Source organism: Streptomyces sp. NBC_01520, assembly GCF_045040375.1.
Lineage (GTDB): Bacteria > Actinomycetota > Actinomycetes > Streptomycetales > Streptomycetaceae > Streptomyces.
This window is the reverse complement of the sequence record NZ_CP109404.1, coordinates 1,027,229-1,051,664: the sequence shown is the minus strand read 5'-3', so window position 1 is coordinate 1,051,664 and position 24,436 is coordinate 1,027,229. Positions and strand designations below refer to the sequence as shown.

The following is a 24,436-nucleotide window of genomic DNA, read 5'->3' as shown; positions in this document are numbered from 1 at the left end:
GGCGTCTATCCGGCGGCCAGCAGGACCGTACCCACCAGGGCCAGGCCCGCACCGGCCGCCTGGACGCCGCGCAACCGCTCGCCCAGCACTCCCCGTGCGGCCAGGGCCGTCACCACGGGGTAGAGCGAGGCCAGTACGGCGGCGACAATGACCGGGCCGTTCTGGGCGGCGATCGCGTACGTACCGTTGGCCGCGACATCGGCGAGGCCGACGAAGGCCAGAGCCGGCAGCGCGGCGAGCACCACGGCCCGGCCGCCGTCCTCGGGCAGGGCACGGCCCCCACGGCGTACCGAGACGTACAGCGCCGTGCCGCCGACCGCGATGTTCGTGACGCGCTGGACGAAAAGCGCCAGGAAGAGCCCGGTCACCGTCATCGACGCCTCCGCGATCAGGGCCATGACCGCGCCGAAGCCGAACGCGGCCAGCAGGGTCAGGACGATCGCCTGACGCTGCACCGGCGCCCCGCGCAACTGCGGGCCACCGGCCAGGACGACGCCCGCGACGGCCACGGCGATCCCCGCGAACTGCGGCAGCCCCGGCCGCTCGCCGACGATCAGCCCGACCCCCACCGGCACGGCGACGCCCAGGGACCCGAGCGGGGAGACCACGCCCATCGGGCCCAGGGCCAGGGCCTTGTAGAAGCCGAGCATCGCGACCGGGCCGACGGCACCCGCCGCCACCGCGAACCAGAGCAGGTTCCCGGCCTCGCTCCAGGCGCCCGTCGCGATCACCACGACGCCCAGCACGAGGGCTGCTATGCACTGCGAGACCACCACGACCGTGAGAGCGGGCATACGTCGGGTGAGCAGTCCGCCGCCGAAATCGGCCAGCCCCCACAGGAGGCTCGTGGCCAGGGCGAACAGTGCTGTCATCGGGTGCCTCGCAGTACAGTGCGGTGGTCGGGTGGGTGCACCACACCGTAGTGCAGTATTTTCAACCCTGTCATTCAGACTATTGGACGGAATGTGTCTGACCTCGATCAGCTCACCCAGTCGCTCGCACGTAATCTCAAGCGCTGGCGGGGCGAGCGCGGCTTCACGCTGGACGCCCTCGCGGCCCGGGCCGGGGTCAGCCGCGGCATGATCATCCAGATCGAGCAGGCCCGGACGAACCCGAGCGTCGGCACCACCGTCAAGCTCGCGGACGCCCTGGGTGTCAGCATCACCACCCTGCTCGACTACGAGCAGGGGTCCCAGGTGCGGCTGGTGCCCGAGAGCCAGGCCGTCCGCATGTGGTCCACGGAGGCCGGGAGCTCGACGACGCTGCTGGTGGGCGCAGAGGCCCGGGGGCCCATCGAGCTCTGGTCCTGGCACCTGATGCCCGGCGACAGCAGCGCCTCCGACCCGCACCCCGGAGGAACGGTGGAACTCCTCCACGTCACGGCGGGTGAACTGACCCTCGTCGTCGACGGCGAGACCCACGCCGTACCCGCCGGCAGCTCGGCGACCTTCGAGGCGCACGTCCCGCACAGCTACCGCAACGACGGCACCGAGCCTGCCGAACTGACCATGGCCGTCTCGATCCCGCCGGTCCGCCGGGACAGTAAGTGAGCACGCTCCGGCGGCTGTTGGCGTGACACGCATGCGCCCACCCCTGGGTACCTTCGACAACGCCGCTCCCGCGGCCGAGCGGCTCGACCTGCTCACACCGCCCGTGGCCGAAGCGGTCGCGGGCGGCTGGGGCGGATTCGCCGCCGACCGGATCGTCTACGTCGACACGGACCCGGCCATCGCCGACACCGCCGTCTTCGTCGAGCACCACGGCCCCGGGCTGCTCGACCGGCCGGCGAACTGTGTGGTCGTCGCCGGCAAGCGGGGCGGCGAGGTCACCCTGGCCGCGTGCGTGGTCCTCTCGCGCACGCCCGTCGACGTCAACGGTGCGGCACGCAGACACCTCGGGGCCCGCAAGGCGTCCTTCGCCCCGATGGACACAGCGGTCGACGAGACCGGCATGGAGTACGGCGGAATCACCCCGATCGGTCTTCCCGCCGCCTGGCCCCTCCTGCTCGACCCCGCCGTGGCCGACGAGGAATGGGTCCTGATCGGCAGCGGGCGCCGTCGCGGCAAACTGATCGTTCCCGGCAAGGCGCTGGCGGCACTGCCCGGCGCGGTACTGGTCGAGGGCCTGGGCATCTGACCCCACGGCTCTGAAGTCCCCTGTCCCCGCCTCTGCCCTTGCCCTTGCCCGCGGAGAGGCAGGCGCAGGGACAGTCGCGAGGGGCACGTTCAGGGAGAGACGCTCAGCCACCGCCGGTGCGATGCTCCCCGAGCCAGCCGACGGCGAAGTCCACGGCCGCGCGCAGACGGACCAGGCGGCTGCGGGCCGCACCCACCGGCCCCGTGCGTACGGCCCCGGTCGTACCCGCGTGTTCGAAGGCGTGCCCCAGCACCGAGAAGTCGCCGTCGTCCAGCGCGACGTCCTCGTACTCCCACCACCGGCGCCTGCCCTCCGGTGCCACCACGCAGCGGTAGAGGCGGCGCGGCGGGGCGGGCAGCCGGTACTCGGCGAGGTGGAACGCGGTGCAGGTGTCGAAGCCTGTGCCCAGCAGCAGGATGCGCGCATCGGCTTCGTACAGCCGGGCGAGGGGGGAGTCCTCGCCCAGATGGCAGTCCGGGCGATGCCGGGCGAGCAGCTTTCCCGCTGCTGGACCGATCGCGGTGAACGAGGTCTGCGGATGGGCGCTGCGCTCGGCACCAGGGGTCAAACGCACCGTCTCGGCCAGCCGGCCCATGGCGGGCGCGGGTGTGACCACACGGTCGAAGGGCGGCATCGCCGCACGCACGGCCCCACGCGCCTCGTCGCTCAGCCCGCGGACACGGTTCAGATACGAGGGGGAGGTGTCGGAATTCTCCGGGGTGAAGGAGGGCACGACCAGCGTCCCCTCCGGTCCGAGGGCCGTCCGCAGAGCCTTGGCCATGGCCCCGGCGTCCCCTCCTGCGGCGCGCATCGACGCGTGCACGAGCAGGACGCCGCCCCGCTCCACGCCGAGTCCGGCCAGCTGCGCGACAGTTCGTTCACCACTGACGAGGTGCTGTGTCACGGCGGACATTCTCCCGCCCAGGAGCCGGGAGCGACACCACGCCTGTCAGGAGCGGCGGCCCAGGCGGGGTATCTCGATCGCCGGGCAGCGATCCATGATCATGTCGAGGCCCGCCGCGCGTGTCCGCTCGTACGCCGCCTCGTCGATCACGCCGAGCTGGAACCAGACCGCCTTCGCTCCGGCGGCCACGGCCTCGTCCGCCACCCCGCCCGCGAGGTCGCTGTTGACGAAGACGTCCACCACGTCGACCGGGAACGGGACGTCCGCCAGTGAGACGTACCCCCGCTCGCCGTGCACCGACTCGGCCTTGGGGTGCACCGGGACCACCCTCTTGCCGAAGAGCTGGAGGACCTCGGCCACTCCGTAGGCCGCCCGCGAGCTGTTGCCGGACAGGCCGACCACCGCCCAGGTGTCACCCGTGTCCTGAAGAATCCTGCGAACCGTCTCGTCGTCTGCGTACATGCCCGGACAACGGACGGCCTTCCCGGACCATTCCCCACGGGAGGGTGAACGTGGCCCATGGACCGGCACATAGGGTGGGCTGATGCAGGAGCAGTACCGGACAGTCGCCCGCACGGGCGTGCACGAGACCGAGATCAACCGATCGCGCTTCCTCTGCGCGCTCGCCCCCGCCGCCACCGAGCAGGAGGCGCAGGAGTTCGTCGCACGCGTTCGCAAGGAGCACCCCACCGCCACCCACAACTGCTTCGCCTACGTGATCGGCGCCGACGCCTCCGTACAGAAGGCCAGTGACGACGGGGAGCCCGGCGGAACCGCGGGGGTGCCCATGCTGCAGATGCTCATGCGGCGGGAGGTGCGGTACGTCGTCGCCGTCGTCACCCGCTACTACGGAGGTGTCAAGCTCGGTGCCGGAGGGCTGATCCGGGCGTACGGGGGATCGGTCGGGGAAGCCCTCGACGCGCTGGGCACGATCACCCGGCAGCGGTTCCGGCTGGCATCGGTCACCGTCGACCACCAGCGGGCGGGCAAGCTGGAGAACGATCTGCGTGCCACCGGCAAGGCCGTGCGCGAAGTGCGGTACGCGGAGGCCGTGACGATCGAGATCGGTCTGCCGAACGCCGACGTCGAAGGGTTCAGGGCCTGGCTGGCCGACGCCACGGCCGGCACGGCGACACTCGATCTGGGTGGCGAGGCGTACGGAGACGTCCCGGCCGGATGAGGGGTCGGGAGGCCCGTGGCATTAGCGTGGTCGGGCAGGCTGCGGCAACCCGCGGCGGGCGAGGTGCGGGGCCGGTGCGGACCGGGGGGCGGAGGAAGCGGAACATGCAGGTCGGAGCGTTCGGTGCCGTCGGAGTGATGTCGTGAGGATTCTGCACACCTCGGACTGGCACCTGGGGCGGTCCTTCCACCGCGTCCCGATGCTCGAAGCCCAGGCCGCCTACCTCGACCACCTGGTGGAGACCGTGCGGGAGCACGCGGTCGACGCCGTCGTCGTGGCCGGTGACGTCTACGACCGGGCCGTGCCCTCCCTCGCCGCGGTCCAGTTGTTCGACGACGCGCTGCACCGGCTCGCCGCCGCCGGGGTACCGACGGTCATGATCTCCGGCAACCACGACTCGGCCCGGAGGCTCGGCGTGGGCGCCGGGCTGATCGCACGGGCCGGCATCCATCTGCGCACCGACCCGGCCGACTGCGCCACTCCCGTCGTACTGTCCGACCCCCACGGCGAGGTCGCGTTCTACGGGCTGCCCTACCTGGAACCCGCCCTCGTCAGGGACACGCTGGGCGCCACGAAGGCCGGGCACGAAGCCGTCCTCTCCGCGGCGATGGACCGGGTACGGGCCGATCTCGCCTCCCGGCCGGCCGGTACCCGCGCCGTGGTCCTCGCGCACGCCTTCGTGGCCGGTGGCGAGCCCAGCGACAGCGAACGCGACATCACCGTCGGCGGCGTCGCCGCGGTTCCCGCCGGAGTCTTCGACGGCGTCGACTACGTCGCACTCGGGCACCTGCACGGCTGCCAGACCGTCACCGACCGTGTGCGCTACTCGGGCTCCCCGCTCGCCTACTCCTTCTCCGAACACGCCCACCGCAAGACGATGTGGCTCATCGACCTGGGCGGTGAAGAACAGTTCACCGCCGAACGCGTCGGCTGCCCGGTCCCGCGCCCCCTCGCCCGGCTCCGTGGACGCCTCGACACCCTGCTGGACGACCCCGCCCTGGAACGTCACCAGGATTCCTGGGTGGAGGCCACCCTCACCGACCCCGCCCGGCCGGACGAGCCGATGGCCCGCCTCCTCGAACGCTTCCCGCACACCCTCAGCCTGGTCTTCGAACCCGAACGGGCCCCGGAGGACCCGCTCGCCTCGTACGCCCAGCGGCTCAGGGGACGCGACGACCACCAGATCGCCGAGGACTTCGTGGCCCACGTGCGCGGTGGCAGCGGCCCCAGCGAACAGGAGCGCACGGTGCTGCACGCCGCCTTCGACGACGTACGGGTGAACGACGGCGTGACGGAGGTGGCCCGTTGAGACTGCACACGCTCGCCCTCACCGCCTTCGGCCCCTTCGGCACCACGCAGGAGGTCGACTTCGACGCGCTGTCCTCGGCGGGGCTCTTCCTGCTCCACGGCCCGACCGGCGCGGGGAAGACCTCCGTCCTCGACGCCGTCTGCTACGGGCTCTACGGAGCGGTCCCGGGCGCTCGGCAGAGTCCCGGCACCTCCCTGCGCAGCGACCACGCTCCGGTGGATCTCCCGACCGAGGTCCGCCTGGAGCTGACCGTCGGCGGACGCCGGCTGGAGATCACCCGGAGTCCGGCCCAGCCCCGCCCCAAGCGCAGGGGCGGCGGCTTCACCACGGAGAAGGCGCAGAGCCTGCTGCGCGAGTACGACGCCGCGAAGGGCTGGCAGGCGCTCAGCCGCTCGCACCAGGAGATCGGCGAGGAGATCGGCCGGCTCGTCGGCATGAGCCGGGAGCAGTTCTGCCAGGTGGTGCTGCTGCCCCAGGGCGACTTCGCGCGGTTCCTGCGCGCGGACGCCGAGGCGCGCGGCAAGCTCCTCGGCAGGCTCTTCGACACCCGCAGGTTCGCCGCGGTCGAGGAACGGCTGGCCGAGCTCCGCCGCACGGCCGAGGCCAGGGTCCGGGCGGGCGACGAGCAGATCCTCGCCCTCGCCCAGCGGATCGCCCAGGCCGCCGGACCCGCGGCGGGCGAGGCGCCGCTGCCCGAGGACCGGCCCGGCGAACCCGGACTCGCCGAAGGCGTACTGGAATGGGCCGCCGTCGCACGCAGCGGCGCACACGAACGGTCCGACATCGAGCGGTCCGCCCTCGCCGCGGCCGAGAGCCGGCACGCCGCCGCCCGCCACGCACTCGACTCCGAGCGCGAGCTCGCCCGGCTCCAGCAGCGCTACGAGGAGACCCGCCGCCGCTCCGCCGGACTCGAGGAACGCCGCTCCGAACACGACCGGTGCCACGAACAGCTGTCCCGTGCGCGCAAGGCGGACCTGGTCGCCCCCGCGCTGGAGCTGCGGGACGAGGCCGAACGGGCCCACCGCACAGCGAGCGAGGCCCGCGAACGGTCGAGGACCGGGCTGCCCCGCGAGCTGGCCGACGCGGGCGCCGAGCAGCTCGCGGACCTGGAGCGGGGAATCCGTGCGGAGCTCGGCGCACTCGACGCCGCGCGCCGCGCCGAACAGCGCAGCCGGGAGATCGACGCCGAACGGGCAGGGCTGGAACGGCAGTCCCGCGCCGACGACGAGACGATCCGGGAGGCGGCCGACTGGCTGGCCGGATGGGACGGCGTCCACCGGGACCTCCAGGAGCGCATCGAGACGGCCCAGGAGGCCGCGACCCGGGCGGAACAACTGGCCGGGCAGCTGGCCCCCGCGCGTAGACGCCTGGACGCGGCGCACCGGCGTGACGCGCTCGCCGTGCAGGAGGAGACCGCCCGAGGCCGGCTGACAACGGCCCGCGAGCACGCGGTGGCCGCGCACGAGACCTGGCTGCGGCTGCGCGAACAGCGGCTGCGGGGCATCGCCGCGGAGCTGGCCGCGCAGCTCGTCGACGGCGCCGACTGCGCCGTGTGCGGGTCCGCCGACCACCCGCGGCCCGCCCTCGCGGGCGACGGCCATGTGGACCGGGCGACGGAGGAGGCGGCACTCGCCGTCCATCGGCGCGCCGATGTGACCCGCGCGGACGCGGAACGCGAGCTGGAAGTGCTCCGCGAACGGCTGGCCACGGCAGGCGCCGAGGCGGCGGGGATCACCGGCGGACCTACGGACACCGGACCCACGGGCACCGGGGACAGCGCCCACGAAGCGGTCACCGACGACGGGGCCTCCCGCCCCGCCTCCTCCGTGGCCGAGCTCACCGTGTTCGTCGACCGGCTGACAGGGGAGCACGCGGACGCCCACCGGCTGGCCGCCGGGACGCACGGGGCCAGAGAAGCCCTCGCCGCAGCCGAGCGGGAGCACCTCGGACGGCTCGACGACCGGCAGCAGGCCGAGCGGCGGGCCGCTGCCCGTACCTCGCAGCGGGAAGCACTCGACCGCGAACAGGCGGCGCTGGAAGCAGAGTTGGTGAAGGCCCGCGGCGATTCGGCGTCCGTCGCCGAGCATGCCGCACTGCTGGGACGCAGGGCCGTGCTGCTCGCCGAGGCCGCGGAAGCCCTCCACGCCGAACAGAGTGCCGCGCGGCAGCGGAAGGAAGCCGACGGCCGGGTCGCCGACGCCGCCTTCCGCGCGGGCTTCGACACCCCGCAGGCCGCAGCCGCGAAACTGCTGGGCCAGACCGCGCAACGCGAGCTCCAGCACCGGATCGACACCTGGCAGGCGGAGTCCGCCGCAGTCGCCGAACGGCTGGCCGAGGAGGACGCCCGGGCGGCCTCGGAGCACCCGCCCGCGACGCCCGACGCCGCGCAGAGGGCGTACGACCTGACCGCACGGCATGTGCGCGACCGTGCGACGGCGCTGGCCGCCGCGCAGGAGCGCCGCACAGAGCTCGGCAGGCTCTCCCGGCGGGCCGAGGACGAGGTGCGCAGGCTGGGCCCCCTGCGTACCGAGTACGAGCGGGTGGCACGCCTCGCCGGGCTGACCGCGGGCACCTCCGCCGACAACGAGCGCAGGATGCGGCTGGAGGCGTACGTACTCGCGGCCAGGCTCGAACAGGTGGCCGCCGCGGCGACCGCCCGTCTCCGGAAGATGTCGTCGGGCCGCTACACCCTGGTCCACTCCGACGCGCGCAGCGGCGGCCGGAGAGCGGGACTCGGCCTGCACGTCGTGGACTCCTGGACGGGCCGGGAGCGCGACACCGCGACCCTTTCGGGCGGCGAGACGTTCTTCGCCTCGCTCGCCCTGGCGCTCGGTCTCGCCGATGTCGTCACGGACGAGGCGGGCGGCGTGCGGCTGGACACGCTCTTCATCGACGAGGGTTTCGGCAGCCTGGACGAACAGACCCTGGACGAGGTGCTCGACGTCCTGGACTCGCTGCGTGAGCGGGACCGCAGCGTCGGCATCGTCAGCCACGTGTCCGACCTGCGCCGCCGGATCCCCGCACAGCTGGAAGTGGTGAAGGACCGGCACGGATCGGTGGTGCGCCACCGGGTGACGGGCACCCTCGGCGGCTGACCGCCCGGCACGCGGCGGTGTCCGCCGCCCCGGTGCCGGCCAGCGGCTGATCGGCCGGCAGGGCAGGGGCGAGGAGTACACGATGCTGGTGGTCAAGGAACCGAGGGTGCCGATCCTCCCCGTGACCTCCTCCAGGCGACGCATCGACCTGGCTGTCACCTTCAGTACGAAACAGTCGTCCCCGGTCACATGGTGGCCTCCACGATCTCCGGCGTCGTGTCGGTCAGATCATGGAACGGCTTGTAGTTGCCGCTGGGACAGCGCAGCCGTACGAGGGCAGAACAGGAAAGAGGCCGGTGCCATGCGGAACTCACTCTTCGGGCCGTGGGGGAGTGGAGGACGGCGTAGGGGAGGGGAGGGGACGGCATGGGGGGGGGGGGGGGGGGGGGGGCGGGGCCGGTGTGCCGGCCCCGCCCCCGCTCGGGATCAGAGCCTGGACAGCTCGTCCACCAGGTCGTCCAGGCCGAGCGAACCCTGCGAGAGGGCGGCCATGTGCCAGGCCTTGAGGTCGAACGCGTCACCGTGCGCCTTGCGGGCGTTCTCCCGGCCCAGCAGCCAGGCGCGCTCGCCCAGTTTGTAACCGATGGCCTGCCCCGGCATCGACAGATAGCGGGTCAGCTCGCTCTCCACGAAGTCGGCCGGCCGGCCGCTGTGGCTGCCGAAGAACTCCTGGGCCAGGTCCGGCGTCCACCGCTCGCCCGGGTGGAACGGCGAGTCCGCCGGGATCTCCAGCTCCAGGTGCATGCCGATGTCCACGATCACCCGGCAGGCGCGCATCATCTGCGCGTCCAGGTAACCGATCCGGCGCTCCGCGTCGGGCAGGAAGCCCAGCTCGTCCATCAGCCGCTCCGCGTACAGCGCCCAGCCCTCGGCGTTGGCACTGACGTGGCCGATCGACGCCTGGTAGCGGGAGAGGGTGTCCGCCACGTGCGTCCACTGCGCGATCTGCAGATGGTGGCCCGGCACACCCTCGTGGTACCAGGTGGACACCAGGTCGTACACCGGGAAACGGGTCTCGCCCATGGTGGGCAGCCAGGTGCGGCCGGGGCGCGAGAAGTCCTCGGAGGGGCCGGAGTAGTACGGAGCGGCGGCACCGCCCGGGGGAGCGATCCGGGACTCCACCTTCCGTACGCGCTCGGCGAGTTCGAAGTGGGTTCCGTCGAGCGCCTCGATGGCTTCGTCCATCAGGTCCTGCAGCCACACCCGGACCTCTTCCACGCCCTCGATGTGCTTACCGTGCACATCGAGGTGGGCGAGCGCCTCCCAGGGTCCGGCACCAGGGAGGATCTTCTCGGCTTCGGTCTTCATCTCGGCGAGCAGCCGGTGGTATTCGGACCAGCCGTAGGCGTACGCCTCGTCGAGATCGAGGTCCGTGCCGTTGAACTGGCGGGCCCAGCGGGCGTAGCGCTCGCGGCCCACGGTGTCGGGGGCGCCCTCGATCGCGGGGGCGTACACCTCGCGCATCCACTCCCGCAGTGCGAGCAGCCCCTCGGCCGCCTTCCCCGCGGCCTCGTCCAGCTCGCCGCGCAGCGAGTCCGGTCCCGAGGACACGAAGTCCTGGAAGAATCCGGGCCCTTCGCCCCCGGCCCAGGTGCCGAGCTGCTCGATGAAGGTGGCGGTGGGGCGCGGACCCCCGTACAGCTTCCGCTCCAGGCCGAGCGCCAGCGAGGCGCGATACCCCTCCAGCGCGGTGGGGACGGCCAGCAGACGGTCCACGACCGCGGCCCAGTCCTCGTCCGTCGCGGTCGGAGTCGCCGTGAACACCTCACGGATGCTGTGGACCGGCGAGTGGATGTTGGAGACGGCCCGCAGGCCCTCGTCGGCCTCATGGATGGCGAGATCGGCCGTCAGGCGCTCGCGCAGCAGCCGGGCGCAGCGCTGTTCGGACTCGGTGTCCGCGCCCGGTACCTGTTCGGCGGCGTCGAGTTCCACGAGCGTCCTGCGGATCAGCTCGGCCGTGGCCGCCTGCCCGGCGGGCGAGAGATCGGGCAGGCTGCGAGAGCTTTCTGCGACACCGAGATAGGTACCCGTGATCGGGTCGAGTGCGATGTATGCGTCGACGTAGGCGTCGGCAACCTGGCGTGGCAGTGCGCTGCTCGATGTGTCTGACATGTGGACATCTTCGTACGGCGGAGGCCTTCTCGTCACCGGTATATGTCGTTCGGACCCGGTGCGGGCGTCGAGGTGGCCCGGATTCGACGCCCGCACCGGGCCATGGCCCGGCGGGAGTTCGGCACCCTTGAGGCCCGGGGTGGTCCGTCACGGCGCGGTCCGTCACGGCGTGGTGGCGTCCGGGTGGGCCGGGCGTTCCGGGCGTGACTCATGTGCGCCCGTGGCGGGAGGCAGGAGGGGACCGCACTCCCACTGCTGGAAGATCAGCCGGGTCTCCACCCGTGCGACCTCACGGCGTGAGGTGAACTCGTCCAGGACCAGCCGCTGCAGATCCGCGGTGCCGGCGACGGCCACATGCACCAGGTAGTCGTCGGGGCCGGTGAGGTGGAACAGTGCGCGGGATTCCGGCAGAGCCCGGATCCGGTCGACGAACGGACCGATGAGCTCGCGGCGGTGCGGCCGGACCTGCACCAGGAGCAGCGCCTCCAGACCACGGCCGAGCCGCGCCGGATCGAGCCGCAGCTGGTGGCCCAGGATCACACCGGAACGGCGCAGCCGTGCCACCCGGTCCAGGCAGGTGGAAGGGGCAACCCCGACTTCGGCGGCGAGCTCCCGGTACGTCATCCGTGCATCGTTCTGCAGGAGTCGCAGAATATGCAGATCCACCGGGTCGAGAGCGACGGATTCAGCCATCGGCCGAACGTAGCACGGGTCTTTCCCGCATCTTCCCGTTCACTGTTCAGAGTGGTGACATGGACACCGAATCCTCCGCGCTGACAGCACCGGCACCCACCCGGTCCAGGGCGCTCGCCACCGAAGCCGTGCACGCCGGACGCGACGATCTCGCCCTTCTCGGTCTGCACGCCGCACCGATCGACCTGTCCACCACCTATCCGTCGTACGACTCCCGGGGCGAGGCCGAGCGCATCGACGCCTTCGCCGCCACCGGAGCGAGGCCGGACGGGCCGCCCGTCTACGCAAGGCTCGACAACCCGACGACGGCCCGGTTCGAGACGGCACTGGCCCGTCTGGAAGGTGCCGACAGCGCCGTCGCGTTCGCCAGCGGAATGGCCGCGCTCACCGCCGTGCTGCTGGCCCGCGCGAGCAGGGGACTGCGGCATGTGGTCGCGGTGCGGCCGCTCTACGGCTGCAGTGACCACCTGCTGGGCGCCGGGCTGCTCGGCACCGAGGTGACCTGGACCGACCCGGCGGGCATCGCCGACGCGATCCGTCCGGACACCGGCCTGGTGATGGTCGAGACGCCCGCCAACCCGACGCTGGCCGAGGTCGACATCAAGGCCGTGGCGCACTCCTGCGGGTCCGTACCGCTGCTCGTCGACAACACCTTCGCCACGCCCGTACTGCAGCGCCCCCTCGAACACGGGGCGCGGATCGTGCTGCACAGCGCGACCAAGTACCTCGGCGGGCACGGGGACGTGATGGGCGGAGTCGTCGCCTGCGACGAGGAGTTCGCCGCGACGCTGCGGCAGGTGCGCTTCGCCACCGGTGGCGTACTGCATCCGCTCGCCGGATACCTGCTGCTGCGCGGCCTGTCCACCCTCTCCGTGCGGGTCCGGGCCGCCTCGGCCAGCGCCGCCGAACTCACCCGCAGGCTCTCCGCCGACCCACGTGTCGCGCGGGTGCACTACCCGGAGCTGGGCGGGGCGATGGTGTCCTTCGAGGTGTACGGGGATCCGCACCTGGTGATCGCGGGAGTCCGGCTCATCACGCCGGCGGTGAGTCTTGGCAGCGTGGATACGCTGATCCAGCATCCGGCCTCCATCAGCCACCGCATTGTGGATGAGGGAGACCGGCAGGCGGCCGGGGTCAGTGACCGCCTGCTCCGCATGTCGGTCGGTCTCGAGGACGTCGAGGACCTGTGGGCCGATCTGTGCCAGGCGCTCAGCGACGGATCTGCGGGTGCTGTTCCGTCTGCTCGTGCGCAGGGACCGGCCGGACGGGAGACGCAGCCAGCCGGGCGGTGATCACCAGCGTGCCCTCCTCGATCTGGTAGTCCAGGGGCAGCGCGAGTGCGCGCATGGCCGCGACCATGCCCGTGTTGTGGGCCTGGGTGACGGCGTACACGCTCTCGCAGCCGGCCTCGACGGCCAGGGCCACCAGCCGGCTGAGGAGCTCGGATCCGATACCGCGGCGCTGCCAGTCGTCCTCCACCAGGAGGGCGACCTCGGTCTCGTCCCCGTCCCAGAGCAGGTGGCCGAGTGCCACCAGCCGGCCGGAGGCCGTCTGTACGGCGAGCGTGCGGCCGAAACGAGGGCTCAGAAGGTGGTCCAGGTAACGGTCGGCGTCACGGACCGGGCCGTGGTAGCGCAGCCCGAGAGTGTGCTCGGAGCAGCGGTCGTGCATGGCGCGGGCGGCGGCGAGGTCGCTGCGGTCCGCGCGCCGTACGGTGATCTCGTTGCCCTCGGGGAGGGTGAGGACGTCCTCGCTGCGAGGCACGCGCGGGCCGAGCCGGGCGTCGAGCTCGACGAGGGCGCGGGCACGGGCGAATTCCGTCGGGGTGAACGGAAGATACGGGCGCTCGACCGTGATGACTCCGCCCGAGGGGTCGCGCAGCCTCATCACGGTGTCCTCCAGGACACCCTCCACGGGCGCGCTCTCCCCGGTGGGGCGCCCGGTGATCGACAGGGCGGGCAGCGAGTGGATGGTGCACCGTCCGAGGAGCTGGCGGAGCGCCAGCGGGAGCTCGGCCGCGTCCAGCGCCGTACGGGTGGCGAGGCCGATGACCCGGGTGGGGGTGTCCACCAGGTCGTGGGCGTCGGCGCGCTCGATCCAGGTGGAGGTGCCCCCGGCGGCGGCGATCTCCCGGCTGAGCTGCTGGGCAGGAAGGGCCGCGGGTGCCCGGAGCAGGAACTCGTCGACGGTGCCCTCCGCCAGCGGATGCGTCTGCAGGGTGAGGATGTCGATCTTGTGCCGGGCGAGCGCGATGCAGAGGGCGGCCAGGGTGCCGGGGGCGTCCTGCACCGTTGTCCGCATGCGCCACAGCACCGTTTCCATGACCTCGTCGGCGCCGACGGAGGCGGGCTCCGCGTCCGTGCCGACGAAGGCCACGGCGGTATCCGGGGGCGGGGCGTGGCTGTGCCGCCGAGCCCACCACGTGTGGAACGCGGCCGTGGCCACCAGGGCCACGGCCGCGGCGATGAGCAGGTACGGGCCGTCCGGCTGGTGCCCGATCAGGTTGGCGATCGCGTCGGCCACGGCAACCGCCGTGAAGAGAGCGGCCAGTTCGATCAGGTCCCGCCGCCAGTGGTGCGGACGGCGGGCACTCTTCGTGGATGTCACATCAGTCATGTCCTCACTGTGACCGACCGGTGTTGCCTGACCACGAACGCATTGTGACTGATGGGTTACGTGTGGATCTGGTCGCCTATCAGTACCTTTTGGCCGTCCCGGTCGCTGGTCAGGTGTCGAGAACGGTGAAGGCGACCGCCGGGAAGCGACGGCCGTTGATCTGGAGGGCGAGGGAGTAGGAGCCGGGGGAGACCTTCCACGGTGCGGTCGAGCGCAGCGGGTGCGCCTTGGCGAGCCGCAGCTCGTGGCCCGGCTCGACGGTGGCGCGGCGCACGAAGGCCACCTTCTCCCGCGGCCGGCCGCTCGGCCCCGTGGTGGCGATGACGATCATCACGTGGACGGGTGCGGTCGCGGTGAGAACGGCGGAGAAGTTCATCGTGTCGCCGGCGCGGAGTTCGGTGCGCTCCAGGACGAGTGGAGTGAGGGTGACAGGTGCGTCGTGGGCGTAGCCGAGGAGAGCGTAGACGGGCGGCCGGCCCTCCTTCAGCCGGTTGCTCAGGGCGTTGCGTGCGAGGAGGACGAACTGATCGCCGGTGACCCTGCCCGAGGCTTTCCACCGCTGGAGGGTGGCCGGCACGAGGTCGGGCCGGTGGCGGCGATGTCCCCCAGGTGGTCGGCCACGGAGGTGCGGACGTAGAGGTGCGGGTCGTCGTAGAGGATCTCGAGGACGGGCAGGCCCGTGTCGGCGGAGAGCGCGATCCGTGGGGCCCAGGGCAGCAGGGGCCGGGTGGCCTCGCTCGCCGGCCGGGCGTAGCCGGAAGTCCTCGTCGCGGGTCCACGCGGCGACGGCCTTTATCGTCTCGTCGGGGAAGTCGGCGAGAATGTGCCGCACCGGGAGCCCGGCGGAGAAGTACCCCGTCATGCGGGCCAGCGCGGCGAGCGACTGGTCCAGGTGCTCGGCGGTGCGCAGGTGGCGGGAGACGTAGGACGGTGATGGCGGCCGCATCCCGTCAGCATCAGGAGCTCAACGACGAGGCTGAACTCTCCGAGATCTTCAAGTAGATCGCTCGTCATCTGCAGAATCTGGTCAACAGCACCATCGCCGTGATCTCCGAGATCGAAAGGAACATCGAAGACCCGGAACTGATGGCCGTCCCAGGTCAGACAGCTCCCTACGAACAGTGCAGCGCCGGGTCCGGCACCTGATGGACGTCGACCTCCCGCGATCCGGAATTCACCAGGGCGGCCACCTCCTCGACGAGCTCGGCCACCGTCCCCGGGGCGGGTCCGAGGAGACGCGCGGCCGGTACCGGAGGCAGCGACTCCTCGTAGGGCTCCTCGGCAGCTCCCTCGGCCGGCAGGTCCCCGAACACCTCATGGCGGCGCCCCGGTGTATCGGTCCCAGCTGTGCCGCGGCAAGAGCGAGATCCTCACGCACGGCGTCGCCCACCGCTCGGAGGTGGCGCGCCGTCAGCTTGAGGGCCCGCTCCTGGATGCCCATGTCCTCGTGCCCGAAGGCCTCGGCGACGAAAGAATCGCGGGTGCGCCTCGGCGTCGCGCGGGGTGAGACCGCCCGCGGTCTCCAGGCCGAGCAACTGCCCGGCCTGCGAGGACTCCAGGAACGACGGGCGTGAGTAGGCCAAGGCCTGAACGGATCGGGTCATGGGAAATCCGTAGGACCCACCACTGACAACGGCCCCGGACACGAGCCCGGGGCCGGTCCTCAACGACGCCCGCTCACTGCCCCGTACGCCCCGGCTGCAGCACCTTGCTGAACAGGACCGTGCCGCCCTGAGCCCGCAACCGCACCGTCAACTCCCCGCTCCCGCCGTCGATGTCGACCTCACCGAAGAACTGCGGCGACTCCATCGGCGACACGTTCGCCCGGTCCGGTGCCTGGACGAAGACCCGCTCGGGTCCGAACGTGCCGTCGAGCGCGTTGGCCGGGAACCCTCCTGCCGCCAGCGGCCCCGACACGAACTCCCAGAAGGGCGCGAAGTCCTTGAACGCGGCTCGTTCGGGGGAGTAGTGCTGCGCCGAGGTGTAGTGCACATCGGCGGTCAGCCAGACGGTGCCCGTGATCCGGCGGTGCTTGACGAAGCGCAGCAGCTCGGCGATCTGCAGTTCCCGGCCGAGGGGTGCGCCCGGATCCCCCTGCGCGATCGCCTCGAAATCCGTGGCGCCGTCCGGGACGACCAGCCCCAGCGGCATGTCGGCCGCGATCACCTTCCACACCGCCCGGGACTGCGACAGTTCGCGCTTGAGCCATGTCAGCTGTTCGGCACCGAGGATGCCCGTCGCGTCGTCGGGCTGCCGGCCGGGGGAGTTCGCGTTGCGGAACGACCGCATGTCCAGGACGAACACATCGAGCAGCGGACCGTGGCGCACGACGCGGTGCATGCGACCCTCGGGGGACGAGCGGTGCAGCGAGGAGCTGTGCGGGGAGGAACCGTGCGACGACACCGGGAAGTACTCGCGGAACGCCCGCATCGAACGCGCCGCCAGGAGGTCCACGTTCTTCTCGGTGTAACGGGCGTCGTCGAGGATCTGTCCCGGGTACCAGTTGTTGCGTACCTCGTGGTCGTCCCACTGGATGACGGAGGGAACCTGCGCGTTGAACGCGCGCAGGTTGTCGTCGAGCAGGTTGTACCGGAAGTTCCCCCGGTACTCGTCGAGGGTCTCGGCGACCTTCGACTTCTCCGGGGTCGTGATGTTGCGCCAGATCCGCCCGTCCGGAAGCGTCACGCTGGGCTCCAGCACCCCGTCCGCGTAGATGTTGTCGCCGCTGCACAGGAAGAAGTCCGGGTCGAGGCGGCGCATCTCTTCGTACACCAGGTAGCCGCCGATGTCGGGATTGATGCCCCAGCCCTGGCCCGCGATGTCGCCGGACCACAGGAAGCGCACCCCGTCACGACGCCCGGCAGGGGCGGTACGGAAGGTCCCGTACACCGGCCTGCCGGTACGGCGAGGGTCGTGCGGGTCCGAGAGCGTGACGCGGTAGTGCACCTGCTCGCCGGCCGCCAGCCCGTACAGGGGCGTCGTCCCGGTGAAGTCCGTGCGCGCGCCGATGAGCGGACCGTGCCACCTGCGGGCCCGGCGGAAGGACTCGGTCGCCGAGGTCTCGACCAGCATCCGTGCCGGACGGTCGGATCGCACCCACACCAGCGCCGACGACGCCGTCACATCACCCACCTGCACGCCCCACGCGGCACTCGGCCTGCCTGACAGAGCGAAGGCGGGAGCGGCGGTGACAGCGGAAGGAACGGCGAAGGCGGCCGATGCGACGAGTGACCCCCGCAGCACGCTGCGTCGGTCCGGGGCCGGAATGCGAGGACGGTTCGACATCGATGCGCCTCCAGGGGCGACGGGGCAGGCGGACTGCCGTTACGACCGGGCGGTCTTGGCTGAGTGCCGAGTCATGCCTAGTGCCCGGCGGCGGCGGGCATGCCAACCCCAGATGAACAGCGGGGCCGTACCGGTCAACTCGTCGCCGTGGCAACGGCCCTGCCCGCGTTCGATCCATGGCGACTGCCGGTCTCCATCACGCGGTACCTGGTTCGTTCGCCGCTCCGACCGCCTCGGACAGCAGGTGGATTCCGCGTGCGATCTCGGCCGGGACCAGATGCGCGTACCCGAGCACCAGCCGGACGGTGAGGTCGTCGGCGTCCGCCGTCCCGTAGTCGCTCAGCGGACGCAGTGCGATGCCGGCCGCGTCCGCCCTTCGCAGGAACTCCGGCTGCGGGCCGAAGCGCTGGGGCAGCCGGGCGATGATGTGCAGGCCGGCGGTGATTCCGCTGACCTCGGCCCCGGGAAAGTGCTCGGCGAGCGCCGCGGTCACGGCGTCCGTTCTCGCCGCCATCGGCATGGTCGGCTTCAACCTGGCCGTGCTGGCCGCGGAACGATCGGCCGAACCAGCCGTCCCGGGAGTGCTCGTCGGCTGCGCGCCCATCGTCGTGAGCCTCCTCGTCCCCTTGCGGGAGGGACGCCGCCCGGCCAGGACGGTCCTGATCGCGGTCGGCCTGGTCGCCGCAGGGGCGTTCGTCGTACAGGGCTGGGGCCGGACCGACCTGGCCGGCATCCTCTTCTCCGTGGGCGCGCTCGCCGGTGAGGTCGGCTTCGCGGTACTCGCCGTGCCGGTGCTGCGCCCGCTCGGCCCGAAACTGCTGTCCGCGACCGTCTGTGGCATCGCTGCCGTGGAGTCGGCCCTGCTCGGCGTGCTCCTCGGCGGGGAGGTGTTCCTGCGGGTGCCCACGGTGGAGGAAGGGCTCGCCCTGCTGTGGCAGGCGGCCGTCGTCACCGTGATCGGGTTCGTCTGCTGGTACAGCGGGATGCCGGCGCATCGGTGCCGAGCGAGCCACGCTCTTCTCGGGGCTGATCCCCGTCTCGGCCACCCTCACCGCGCCACTCGTCGGCAACGGGTCCTACGGAGCGACTGCGAACGGGACCGATGTGGCCATGCCGCTCCCCGGGACGGTCCGGCCCGAGTGGGCGGGAAGGTGGTAGAAGCGCCATGTCCGGGTGCTGCGCGAGTTGGGCGCACTGGCGTGGTGGCGGCATGGGAGCAAGCGCAATCTCCGGCTCCCCGGTCGCGCGTACACGGCCACGGCCACCATCTACCCCGCGGTGATCCCCCCGGTGTACGACGACGCGATGGGGCACCGACTCGCTGGCTCCGGTTACGAAGCCCGGGTCTGCGGAGTGACTGAGGCCGGCGGGGAACGTGCCGTCACGGCGTCGGCCGCACACAGTTCGCAGGGTGGTCTCCCTGTGGACAACCTGCCTGTGGATAAGTCCAGTTCAGGGGCGCGTGAGCCCCATTCTCCTGGTCGGTACCACCCATCACCTGAAGCTGAGGTTGAGAGTGGTGGTGACTACACCTCGCGCCAGCGCGCGAGCCGCGACACCAACTCCCCCGCCCCCGAAAACAGCAGCAGCAAGACCCGCGGGGCCCGACGGACCGCTCGTCAGGTGCAGCGCGGTATCTGGATCACCCGACAGGTGCGGGCCCGGGTTCAGTGGACCCAGGGCGTGCGGCTGCGGCGCCTGGAGTACGTACTGCGCCCGCTCCTGGACGCGGGGCTGGATGCCGACACGATCGCGGCGGAACTGCACTCCTGGATGCTGACCTGGCGCCCGACCCGCCCGGCGGAGTACATCCGGGTCCAGCTGGCCAAACAGGTCTCGAGCGAGCACACGGCGGACCAGTGCGAGGCCGCTGAGGGCTGGAACGAGGAGGAGGCGTCCGGAGCGCTGGCCGCGTCCAGGCCCGACCTGGTGCGCAGTGTCCTGGACGGCCTTGCCGCGGGACTGGCTGCCTACTCCGCGACCCAGGCCGAGCGGGGCCTGGACGACCTCGGTGACCACGATGCTGCCGGCGACATCGCCGAGTTCCTCAGCGGCTCGACGGGAGTTCCGGCATGACGGAGACCACCGCATCCGGTGTCGACCTGGCCCGAGCCGCTTACCGGGCTGCCCGGGCCGCAGCGAAGGCTGCGCCCCAGCCCAAGCGCCGAACCGGTGCAGCCGCACCTCGCCGTCCTCGGGGCGCGGGCCGGGATCCGCTGTCCTTCGGCGACGCAATCAGTCGGATGGTTGTCGAGCGGGGGTGGGAGCTGGCTGCGGCCGGCGGCAGTGTGCTCGATCAGTGGCCCTCGATCGCCCGCATCTCGTCGGCAAGGTGGCGGCTGTGGGCTGTGACCCGGAGACCCGAACCCTGCAGTTGCTGCCCTCCGTCTCCGCTTATGCCACGCAGCTGAACCTGTACCAGCGCGACATCGTGGCCAAGATCAACGAGGTGATCGGCTCGGACACTGTCCGCACGCTGAAGGTTCTGCGACCTGCGGCTCTCACCGGTCCTCGGTCACCCGACGCGGCGGCATTCGACGCTCCGGCCGAGCCGTTCTCCGCTGAGCCGGCCTCAGACGGGCCGGTCGCGGCCAGTCGCTCCGAGTCTCCGGCCGGATACCGCGCGGCGCTTGCCGCGCATCGCGCTACCTGGACGTCGTCGAGGTCGGTGGATCCGCAGGTCAGCGTTGCGGCGCAGCGGCAGGTCAGCGAGCGGATGCGGGAGCCGGAGGAGCGTTTCGGGGACGGGCTGAGCGAGGTGGGCAGAGTGCGGGCCAGATCGATGACTGAGGGCCGCGCAAGGTCCAGTGACGCCGCACGGGCGCGAGCGCTGAAGAAGCTGGCCGAGGAGCGAGAGGGGCATCACCGCGGGCCTGTCCCCGGCCGATCCTGACGGCGAGGGACGGCTACCGACAGCATGACCGCAGATCGCACTCGTCGAGCGATCCGCGGCTACCGGGCGGTGGTGGACCCTGCCGCCGTGGGCTCCACTTCGAGACCTTCGTCTTCGCCACCCTGCGCTGGGAGGCACCCGACACCGTCACCGCCTTCGAGGAAGCGGTGGCCGCCATCCCGCACGTCATGCAGGCCCAGCGCCTGTTCGGCGAACCGGACTACCTGCTGCGCGTGGCCACCGCCGACCTGGCCGCCTTCCAGCAGCTCTACGACCAGCAGCTCGCCCGCCTTCCCGGCGTCCAGCGCCTGACCTCCACCCTCGTCATGAAGCACGTGATCGAAGACCGCCCCCTGCCCGCATGACACCACCGCCCGCTTGGGGAACCCGTCCCCGGGCCCTGGTTCCCGGACCTCGGTGAAGACCGGCTGAACGTGCGGGCAGGGCCGTTGTCACGGCTTCAGGACGTCGGCGGCGTGTCAAAGCTGGCGAAGTACGCGGCGGCCATGTCCTCGTCGCCGTGTCCGGCTGCGGCGGCGCGCTCCAGGCGGTCGGCGCTCGCGGCGGCGACGTCGAGCCGGACACCGTGCCGGCGCCCCGCCTCGACGATGAGGCGGGCGTCCTTGGCAGCCGTGTCCACGGCGAACTGGGCCGGGGACAGCCGGCCATCGAGGACGAGGCCGGCCTTGGCGCGCAGATACGGCATGTCGAGGCCGCCGCCCGCGATGGCGTCGAAGAAGCTCTGCGGGTCCACACCCAGGGCCTGAGAGAGGGCAAGGACCTCGCCGGCCGCGTTGGTGGCGGCGATGACCCAGCTGTTGGCCACGAGCTTCAGCCGGGTGGCGCTCCCGGCGGCCCCGTCCTCGCCGGTCCACACGGTGCGAGCGCCGACCGCGTCGAAGACGGGGGTCACGGCGCCACGGTGATCGCTGGGTCCGGCGGCCAGAACGGTCAGCTGCCCGGCTTCGGCGGGCTGCCGGGTGCCCAGCACCGGAGCGTCGTAGAAGACGAGCCGGTGCGCACGGGCGAAGCCGGCCAGGTCGACGATCGCCTCGATCCCCGCGGTCGTCGACTGCACCCACGCCGTGCCGGGACGCAAGGCTTCGGCGGCCTGTTCCATAACGCCGAGGACGGCAGGGCCGTCGTACAGCATGGTCAGGACGACATCGGCGCCGTTGACGGCCTCGGCCGGGGTCGCGGCGACCTCCACACCGTCGGCGGCGAGGGGCTCGGCTTTGCCAGGGGTGCGGTTCCAGGCCCGCACCGTGTGTCCGCAGCGGGCCAGGGTACGGGCCATTGCGGCCCCCATGATCCCTGTGCCGAGGACACCGACGGTGCGCCTGCCGGTCATCGATCCGCCTTCCCGTACGCGGCGTTCACGAGGCCGTCCAGCCATGCCTGGTGGCCGTTGAGCATCGGGTTCGGCCGCTCCCCGGCAAGCGCCGCGGCGGGCCGGCCGATCTGCGATTCCTGGGTCAGGATCCGCAGCCGGCCGCCGGGCAGGTCCTCCACCAGCCAGGCGTGCAGCACGTCCAGCCGCTCCTCGGGCGTGCCGTCCTGCTTCGCGGTCCACGACAGGCGTCCGGGCACGCCCTGGGCGGGGTCCTGGAACTCGACGACGCGGGCGTCCAGGGGAGGGAAGCCGAAGGTGCCGAAGCTGAAGACGAGGTCCTTCTTCAGCTCGGGGCCGCCGTCCTGGGGGAAGGAGATGTCGGCGACGTTGTCGTAGTACGACTCCCAGGTCGAGGTGTCCACGAGGTAGCGCCACACCTGGGCGGCGCTCAGACCCTGGACGATCACCTCGTTGGAGACGAAGTTGTCGCCGGTGCCGGGCAGGTACTTCTCGGGCCAGTTGATCGCGTTCTGCGTGGTCATGCCGGGGTTCCTCTCGGAGGGGCGGACTTCGGGACGGCGTTGCCGCGTCAAGGGCATCATTACGGTCCGCTGCCGTTGCCGCCTTTTGGCGACTCCTCGAAACTAAGCCCGTAAGCCATCGGCCAGCCAATAGGGAAGCCGATCCCTCCCATCGGGGTGCCGATGGGTTCCGGGGCTATCCTGAGGTTCATGAAGCACTCGCCGCCCGACGAGCCGTCGACAGGGCCCGGGGAGCCCGTCCCGGCCGCGACGCCCGCGACCGAGACCGCCCCCGCAGGGGTGAGGACCGCCCCGCATGCGGACCTCAACCTGCTCCGCACCTTTCTGGCCGTCTACCGTGCCGGTTCGTTCACCGCGGCGGCGCCTCTGCTCGGCCTGTCCCAGCCGACCGTCACCGCCCAGATCCGCACACTGGAGCAGCACAGCGGGTACGAGCTGTTCACCCGGCTACCGCGCGGGGTCGAACCCACTCCTCGCGCCCACGAACTCGCCGCCCGCTCCGCCGCGCCCCTCGACGCCCTGGCCTCCCTGGACAGCGGCCCCCTCCCGGGCCGAGCCACTCCTGTCCACCTCGCCGGCCCCTCCGAGCTGCTGTGCACCCGCGTACTGCCCGCACTCGCCCCGCTGGTCGCCGAGGGCGTGCAGCTCCGCGTCAGCACCGGCCTGACCGAACCACTCGTGGACGAACTCCGGGCTGGCCGGCACGACCTGGTCATCGCCACCCGGCGACCCAGGGGCCGCGCCTTGGCCTCGGCGCCCCTCACTGACGAGGAGTACGTCCTGGTAGCAGCCCCCCGCTGGCAGGCACAGGTGGACACCGCCCAGACCGCCGACGACCTCTGCGGAGCACTCAGGGACATCCCTCTCGTCACCTACGCGGAGGACCTGCCCATCGTGCGCCGTTACTGGCGGCTCGTCCTCGGTAGACAGCTCACCACCCAGGCGGCTGTCACCGTGCCCAACCTGTACGCCGTCGTCTCCGCGGTCGCCGCCGGCGCCGGCTACAGCGTCCTGCCCCGCTCCCTGTGCCAGGACCACCTCACCGCCGGCACCCTGGCCTTCCTCCACGACCCGGACGAGCCCCCGCTCAACACCCTTTTCCTCGTCCAGCGCCCCGGCATCGAGACCAACTCCGACGTCATCCGCGTCCGCGATACCCTCCGCCACGCGGCCCTCACCTGGTAGGAGCAGCGAGCCGTCGTCAACGAGACCGCCGCAGCCGGCCCGTCGCGCCTCGGTAAACCCCTCGACGCCTGCAGCTGTCCCCGCCTCGTCCGCATCGAAACAGGGGTGTGGGTCATCGCACCGGACCCGCGATTCGCGCTACCGCCGAGCCTTGGAAGCACACCGTGCGGCATGGCAGAGCATGCCGCGGGACGCAGCGATCCAGGCGGCGGCCGAGCGGCAGATCAAGGAACAGACGCGCGAGTCGGCCGAGCGATTCGGCGAAGGGCAGGCACCCCCGCGGCGTAGGCGCCTTTCTGACGGGCCACCAAGGGCCGGTGCCACGCGCTACGGCGCTTGAGGATCGGCCGACGGACGGGAATGCCGCCCTGGTGGTGGCATTGGTCAGCACCGAGAATCACAGTTGGCCAAAGCGCCCAAGCACTCCCGTACGATGAAGTTGTAGCGAAGAACTGCGACAGGCCTGCATCGGGTGCAACCGATACAGGCCCGTCGCTTGCGTCAGCAGGAAGTGAGCCCGGCCGTGTTGCATTCGGCCGGGCTCATTGCTGAAGCCTGGCGCCCGTTTGGGTTCACGTCTCGTCTGGTGGCTACCGGACGAACCGCGTCGCACATTCGATGAGCACCGCCATCACGGGCGCCCAGGCGAGCAGGGCCTTCTGTCGGTACGACAGCCGTGGCTCGCACGAGCATCCATCCTTCGGTTCCATCGGCTTCTCCCATCCAACCCCATGAGCCCTGGGTCAGGGCCTTCGCCGGCTCCCGGCGAAGAACGAGAGGGCTTCAGGTGAAGCAGCCCCAAGCATATGCGAGTTGGGTCAGGCACTCGCCTGCCGCCGGTCAAGAAGAAGCGGGCAGCCACCGCACGTCGATCCGGCGAAGGCGGGTCGGCAAGGAATCATGAGGGCGACCTGTGATATAGCCGCCAACTTCTCTTCGTTCACCGCTGTCGTGACCAGTCCATGTCGAACCGAGGAGAGATTCGGTGACCGAGGCCCGTACGGCGGCCGCATTTGTTCTGCTGGGACTGCAGGCGCTGGGTTCGTAACTCTCTCGAACGTGAGAGCGATTTCGGTTCTGGCACTCGCCGTAGCTGTATGGGTGGCTCTGAGTATCTGAGGCCCCCGTGTGGTGAGTGCCGCCCTCTGTCACA

20 protein-coding genes and 4 pseudogenes are annotated in these 24,436 nt (G+C 71.5%); 11 read left to right on the top strand and 13 right to left on the bottom strand.

Annotated elements, in window-relative coordinates:
• Positions 1-5: 5 nt before the first annotated feature.
• Positions 6-872 carry an EamA family transporter gene (locus tag OG524_RS04830; RefSeq protein WP_405392180.1) on the bottom strand — a complete coding sequence of 289 codons (867 nt, stop codon included), beginning with the start codon at positions 870-872 and terminating at the stop codon, positions 6-8.
• Between the two features lie 93 nt (positions 873-965).
• On the opposite strand from OG524_RS04830, the gene OG524_RS04825 reads away from it, so the two are divergent.
• Complete coding sequence (locus OG524_RS04825) at positions 966-1,550, top strand: helix-turn-helix domain-containing protein (RefSeq protein WP_405809211.1); 585 nt, start codon at positions 966-968, stop codon at positions 1,548-1,550.
• 31 nt (positions 1,551-1,581) lie between these two features.
• Positions 1,582-2,136: a YbaK/EbsC family protein gene (locus OG524_RS04820; protein WP_405809209.1), complete on the top strand. Its 555-nt coding sequence runs from the start codon at positions 1,582-1,584 to the stop codon at positions 2,134-2,136.
• 103 nt (positions 2,137-2,239) lie between these two features.
• Here the strand turns inward: OG524_RS04820 and OG524_RS04815 are convergent, their stop codons facing one another.
• Positions 2,240-3,049 carry an aminoglycoside N(3)-acetyltransferase gene (locus OG524_RS04815; protein WP_405809207.1) on the bottom strand — a complete coding sequence of 270 codons (810 nt, stop codon included), beginning with the start codon at positions 3,047-3,049 and terminating at the stop codon, positions 2,240-2,242.
• A 36-nt stretch (positions 3,050-3,085) separates the two neighbouring features.
• Positions 3,086-3,502 (bottom strand): CoA-binding protein, encoded by a 417-nt coding sequence (locus tag OG524_RS04810; RefSeq protein ID WP_405809205.1) that lies wholly within the window; start codon positions 3,500-3,502, stop codon positions 3,086-3,088.
• An 82-nt stretch (positions 3,503-3,584) separates the two neighbouring features.
• Between OG524_RS04810 and OG524_RS04805 the strand changes: the two genes are divergently transcribed.
• From OG524_RS04805 to OG524_RS04795, 3 genes are all read left to right on the top strand, one after another.
• Positions 3,585-4,220 carry a YigZ family protein gene (locus tag OG524_RS04805; RefSeq protein ID WP_405392185.1) on the top strand — a complete coding sequence of 212 codons (636 nt, stop codon included), beginning with the start codon at positions 3,585-3,587 and terminating at the stop codon, positions 4,218-4,220.
• A 142-nt stretch (positions 4,221-4,362) separates the two neighbouring features.
• Positions 4,363-5,529, top strand: coding sequence for an exonuclease SbcCD subunit D (locus OG524_RS04800; protein ID WP_405392186.1), 1,167 nt, complete (start codon positions 4,363-4,365; stop codon positions 5,527-5,529).
• Positions 5,526-8,624 (top strand): AAA family ATPase, encoded by a 3,099-nt coding sequence (locus OG524_RS04795; RefSeq protein ID WP_405809203.1) that lies wholly within the window; start codon positions 5,526-5,528, stop codon positions 8,622-8,624. The genes OG524_RS04800 and OG524_RS04795 overlap by 4 nt, the downstream gene beginning before the upstream one ends.
• Before the next feature lie 42 nt (positions 8,625-8,666).
• Here OG524_RS04795 and OG524_RS04790 read toward each other — a convergent pair.
• The 3 genes and pseudogenes from OG524_RS04790 to OG524_RS04780 all read right to left on the bottom strand — a co-directional run.
• A pseudogene (locus tag OG524_RS04790) lies at positions 8,667-8,902 on the bottom strand (Lrp/AsnC ligand binding domain-containing protein); the annotation flags it as partial.
• Positions 8,903-9,050: 148 nt separating this feature from the next.
• The gene (locus OG524_RS04785; protein ID WP_405809201.1) at positions 9,051-10,736 is read right to left on the bottom strand and encodes a DUF885 domain-containing protein; all 1,686 of its coding nucleotides are present in this window, start codon (positions 10,734-10,736) and stop codon (positions 9,051-9,053) included.
• A gap of 162 nt (positions 10,737-10,898) precedes the next feature.
• On the bottom strand, positions 10,899-11,429 hold the full coding sequence (locus OG524_RS04780) for an Lrp/AsnC family transcriptional regulator (protein ID WP_405392189.1): 531 nt from the start codon (positions 11,427-11,429) through the stop codon (positions 10,899-10,901).
• 59 nt (positions 11,430-11,488) lie between these two features.
• On the opposite strand from OG524_RS04780, the gene OG524_RS04775 reads away from it, so the two are divergent.
• Positions 11,489-12,721, top strand: coding sequence for a trans-sulfuration enzyme family protein (locus tag OG524_RS04775; RefSeq protein WP_405392190.1), 1,233 nt, complete (start codon positions 11,489-11,491; stop codon positions 12,719-12,721).
• On the opposite strand, the gene OG524_RS04770 is transcribed toward OG524_RS04775, so the two are convergent.
• The 5 genes and pseudogenes from OG524_RS04770 to OG524_RS04750 form a co-directional block, all read right to left on the bottom strand.
• On the bottom strand, positions 12,639-14,045 hold the full coding sequence (locus tag OG524_RS04770) for a GNAT family N-acetyltransferase (RefSeq protein WP_405392191.1): 1,407 nt from the start codon (positions 14,043-14,045) through the stop codon (positions 12,639-12,641). The genes OG524_RS04775 and OG524_RS04770 overlap by 83 nt on opposite strands.
• 109 nt (positions 14,046-14,154) lie before the next feature.
• Entirely contained in the window at positions 14,155-14,991 is an 837-nt protein-coding gene (locus OG524_RS04765; protein ID WP_405809199.1) for a hypothetical protein, read from the bottom strand.
• Positions 14,992-15,157: 166 nt separating this feature from the next.
• Entirely contained in the window at positions 15,158-15,358 is a 201-nt protein-coding gene (locus tag OG524_RS04760) for a hypothetical protein (protein ID WP_405392193.1), read from the bottom strand.
• A 364-nt stretch (positions 15,359-15,722) separates the two neighbouring features.
• Positions 15,723-17,330 carry an alkaline phosphatase D family protein gene (locus OG524_RS04755; protein WP_405809197.1) on the bottom strand — a complete coding sequence of 536 codons (1,608 nt, stop codon included), beginning with the start codon at positions 17,328-17,330 and terminating at the stop codon, positions 15,723-15,725.
• Positions 17,331-17,526: 196 nt separating this feature from the next.
• Positions 17,527-17,835: pseudogene (locus OG524_RS04750) on the bottom strand (PLP-dependent aminotransferase family protein); the annotation flags it as partial.
• On the opposite strand from OG524_RS04750, the pseudogene OG524_RS04745 reads away from it, so the two are divergent.
• From OG524_RS04745 to OG524_RS04730, 4 genes and pseudogenes are all read left to right on the top strand, one after another.
• Positions 17,831-18,413: pseudogene (locus OG524_RS04745) on the top strand (EamA family transporter); the annotation flags it as partial. The pseudogenes OG524_RS04750 and OG524_RS04745 overlap by 5 nt on opposite strands.
• Before the next feature lie 540 nt (positions 18,414-18,953).
• Positions 18,954-19,406, top strand: a complete 453-nt coding sequence (locus OG524_RS04740) for a hypothetical protein (RefSeq protein ID WP_405809195.1) — start codon at positions 18,954-18,956, stop codon at positions 19,404-19,406.
• Positions 19,407-19,629: 223 nt separating this feature from the next.
• The gene (locus OG524_RS04735) at positions 19,630-20,223 is read left to right on the top strand and encodes a hypothetical protein (RefSeq protein WP_405809193.1); all 594 of its coding nucleotides are present in this window, start codon (positions 19,630-19,632) and stop codon (positions 20,221-20,223) included.
• A gap of 48 nt (positions 20,224-20,271) precedes the next feature.
• Positions 20,272-20,588: pseudogene (locus tag OG524_RS04730) on the top strand (Lrp/AsnC family transcriptional regulator); the annotation flags it as partial.
• Positions 20,589-20,683: 95 nt separating this feature from the next.
• Here the strand turns inward: OG524_RS04730 and OG524_RS04725 are convergent.
• Both OG524_RS04725 and OG524_RS04720 read right to left on the bottom strand, forming a co-directional pair.
• Positions 20,684-21,574, bottom strand: a complete 891-nt coding sequence (locus OG524_RS04725) for an NAD(P)-dependent oxidoreductase (protein ID WP_405392197.1) — start codon at positions 21,572-21,574, stop codon at positions 20,684-20,686.
• Positions 21,571-22,098, bottom strand: coding sequence for an SRPBCC domain-containing protein (locus OG524_RS04720; protein ID WP_405392198.1), 528 nt, complete (start codon positions 22,096-22,098; stop codon positions 21,571-21,573). Before OG524_RS04720 ends, OG524_RS04725 begins: the two co-directional genes overlap by 4 nt.
• 189 nt (positions 22,099-22,287) lie before the next feature.
• Here OG524_RS04720 and OG524_RS04715 point away from each other — a divergent pair, with 189 nt between their 5' ends.
• On the top strand, positions 22,288-23,283 hold the full coding sequence (locus OG524_RS04715) for a LysR family transcriptional regulator (protein WP_405392199.1): 996 nt from the start codon (positions 22,288-22,290) through the stop codon (positions 23,281-23,283).
• The last annotated feature ends 1,153 nt before the right edge of the window (positions 23,284-24,436 follow it).

What these genes read in the sequence shown, in the direction of transcription:
- OG524_RS04830 (WP_405392180.1), bottom strand. Translation starts at nt 872, where the DNA reads ATGACAGCACTGTTCGCCCTGGCCACGAGCCTCCTGTGGGGGCTGGCC.
- OG524_RS04820 (WP_405809209.1), top strand. Translation starts at nt 1,582, where the DNA reads ATGCGCCCACCCCTGGGTACCTTCGACAACGCCGCTCCCGCGGCCGAG.
- OG524_RS04815 (WP_405809207.1), bottom strand. Translation starts at nt 3,049, where the DNA reads ATGTCCGCCGTGACACAGCACCTCGTCAGTGGTGAACGAACTGTCGCG.
- OG524_RS04810 (WP_405809205.1), bottom strand. Translation starts at nt 3,502, where the DNA reads ATGTACGCAGACGACGAGACGGTTCGCAGGATTCTTCAGGACACGGGT.
- OG524_RS04805 (WP_405392185.1), top strand. Translation starts at nt 3,585, where the DNA reads ATGCAGGAGCAGTACCGGACAGTCGCCCGCACGGGCGTGCACGAGACC.
- OG524_RS04785 (WP_405809201.1), bottom strand. Translation starts at nt 10,736, where the DNA reads ATGTCAGACACATCGAGCAGCGCACTGCCACGCCAGGTTGCCGACGCC.
- OG524_RS04780 (WP_405392189.1), bottom strand. Translation starts at nt 11,429, where the DNA reads ATGGCTGAATCCGTCGCTCTCGACCCGGTGGATCTGCATATTCTGCGA.
- OG524_RS04775 (WP_405392190.1), top strand. Translation starts at nt 11,489, where the DNA reads ATGGACACCGAATCCTCCGCGCTGACAGCACCGGCACCCACCCGGTCC.
- OG524_RS04770 (WP_405392191.1), bottom strand. Translation starts at nt 14,045, where the DNA reads ATGACTGATGTGACATCCACGAAGAGTGCCCGCCGTCCGCACCACTGG.
- OG524_RS04765 (WP_405809199.1), bottom strand. Translation starts at nt 14,991, where the DNA reads ATGCGGCCGCCATCACCGTCCTACGTCTCCCGCCACCTGCGCACCGCC.
- OG524_RS04755 (WP_405809197.1), bottom strand. Translation starts at nt 17,330, where the DNA reads ATGTCGAACCGTCCTCGCATTCCGGCCCCGGACCGACGCAGCGTGCTG.
- OG524_RS04725 (WP_405392197.1), bottom strand. Translation starts at nt 21,574, where the DNA reads ATGACCGGCAGGCGCACCGTCGGTGTCCTCGGCACAGGGATCATGGGG.
- OG524_RS04720 (WP_405392198.1), bottom strand. Translation starts at nt 22,098, where the DNA reads ATGACCACGCAGAACGCGATCAACTGGCCCGAGAAGTACCTGCCCGGC.
- OG524_RS04715 (WP_405392199.1), top strand. Translation starts at nt 22,288, where the DNA reads ATGAAGCACTCGCCGCCCGACGAGCCGTCGACAGGGCCCGGGGAGCCC.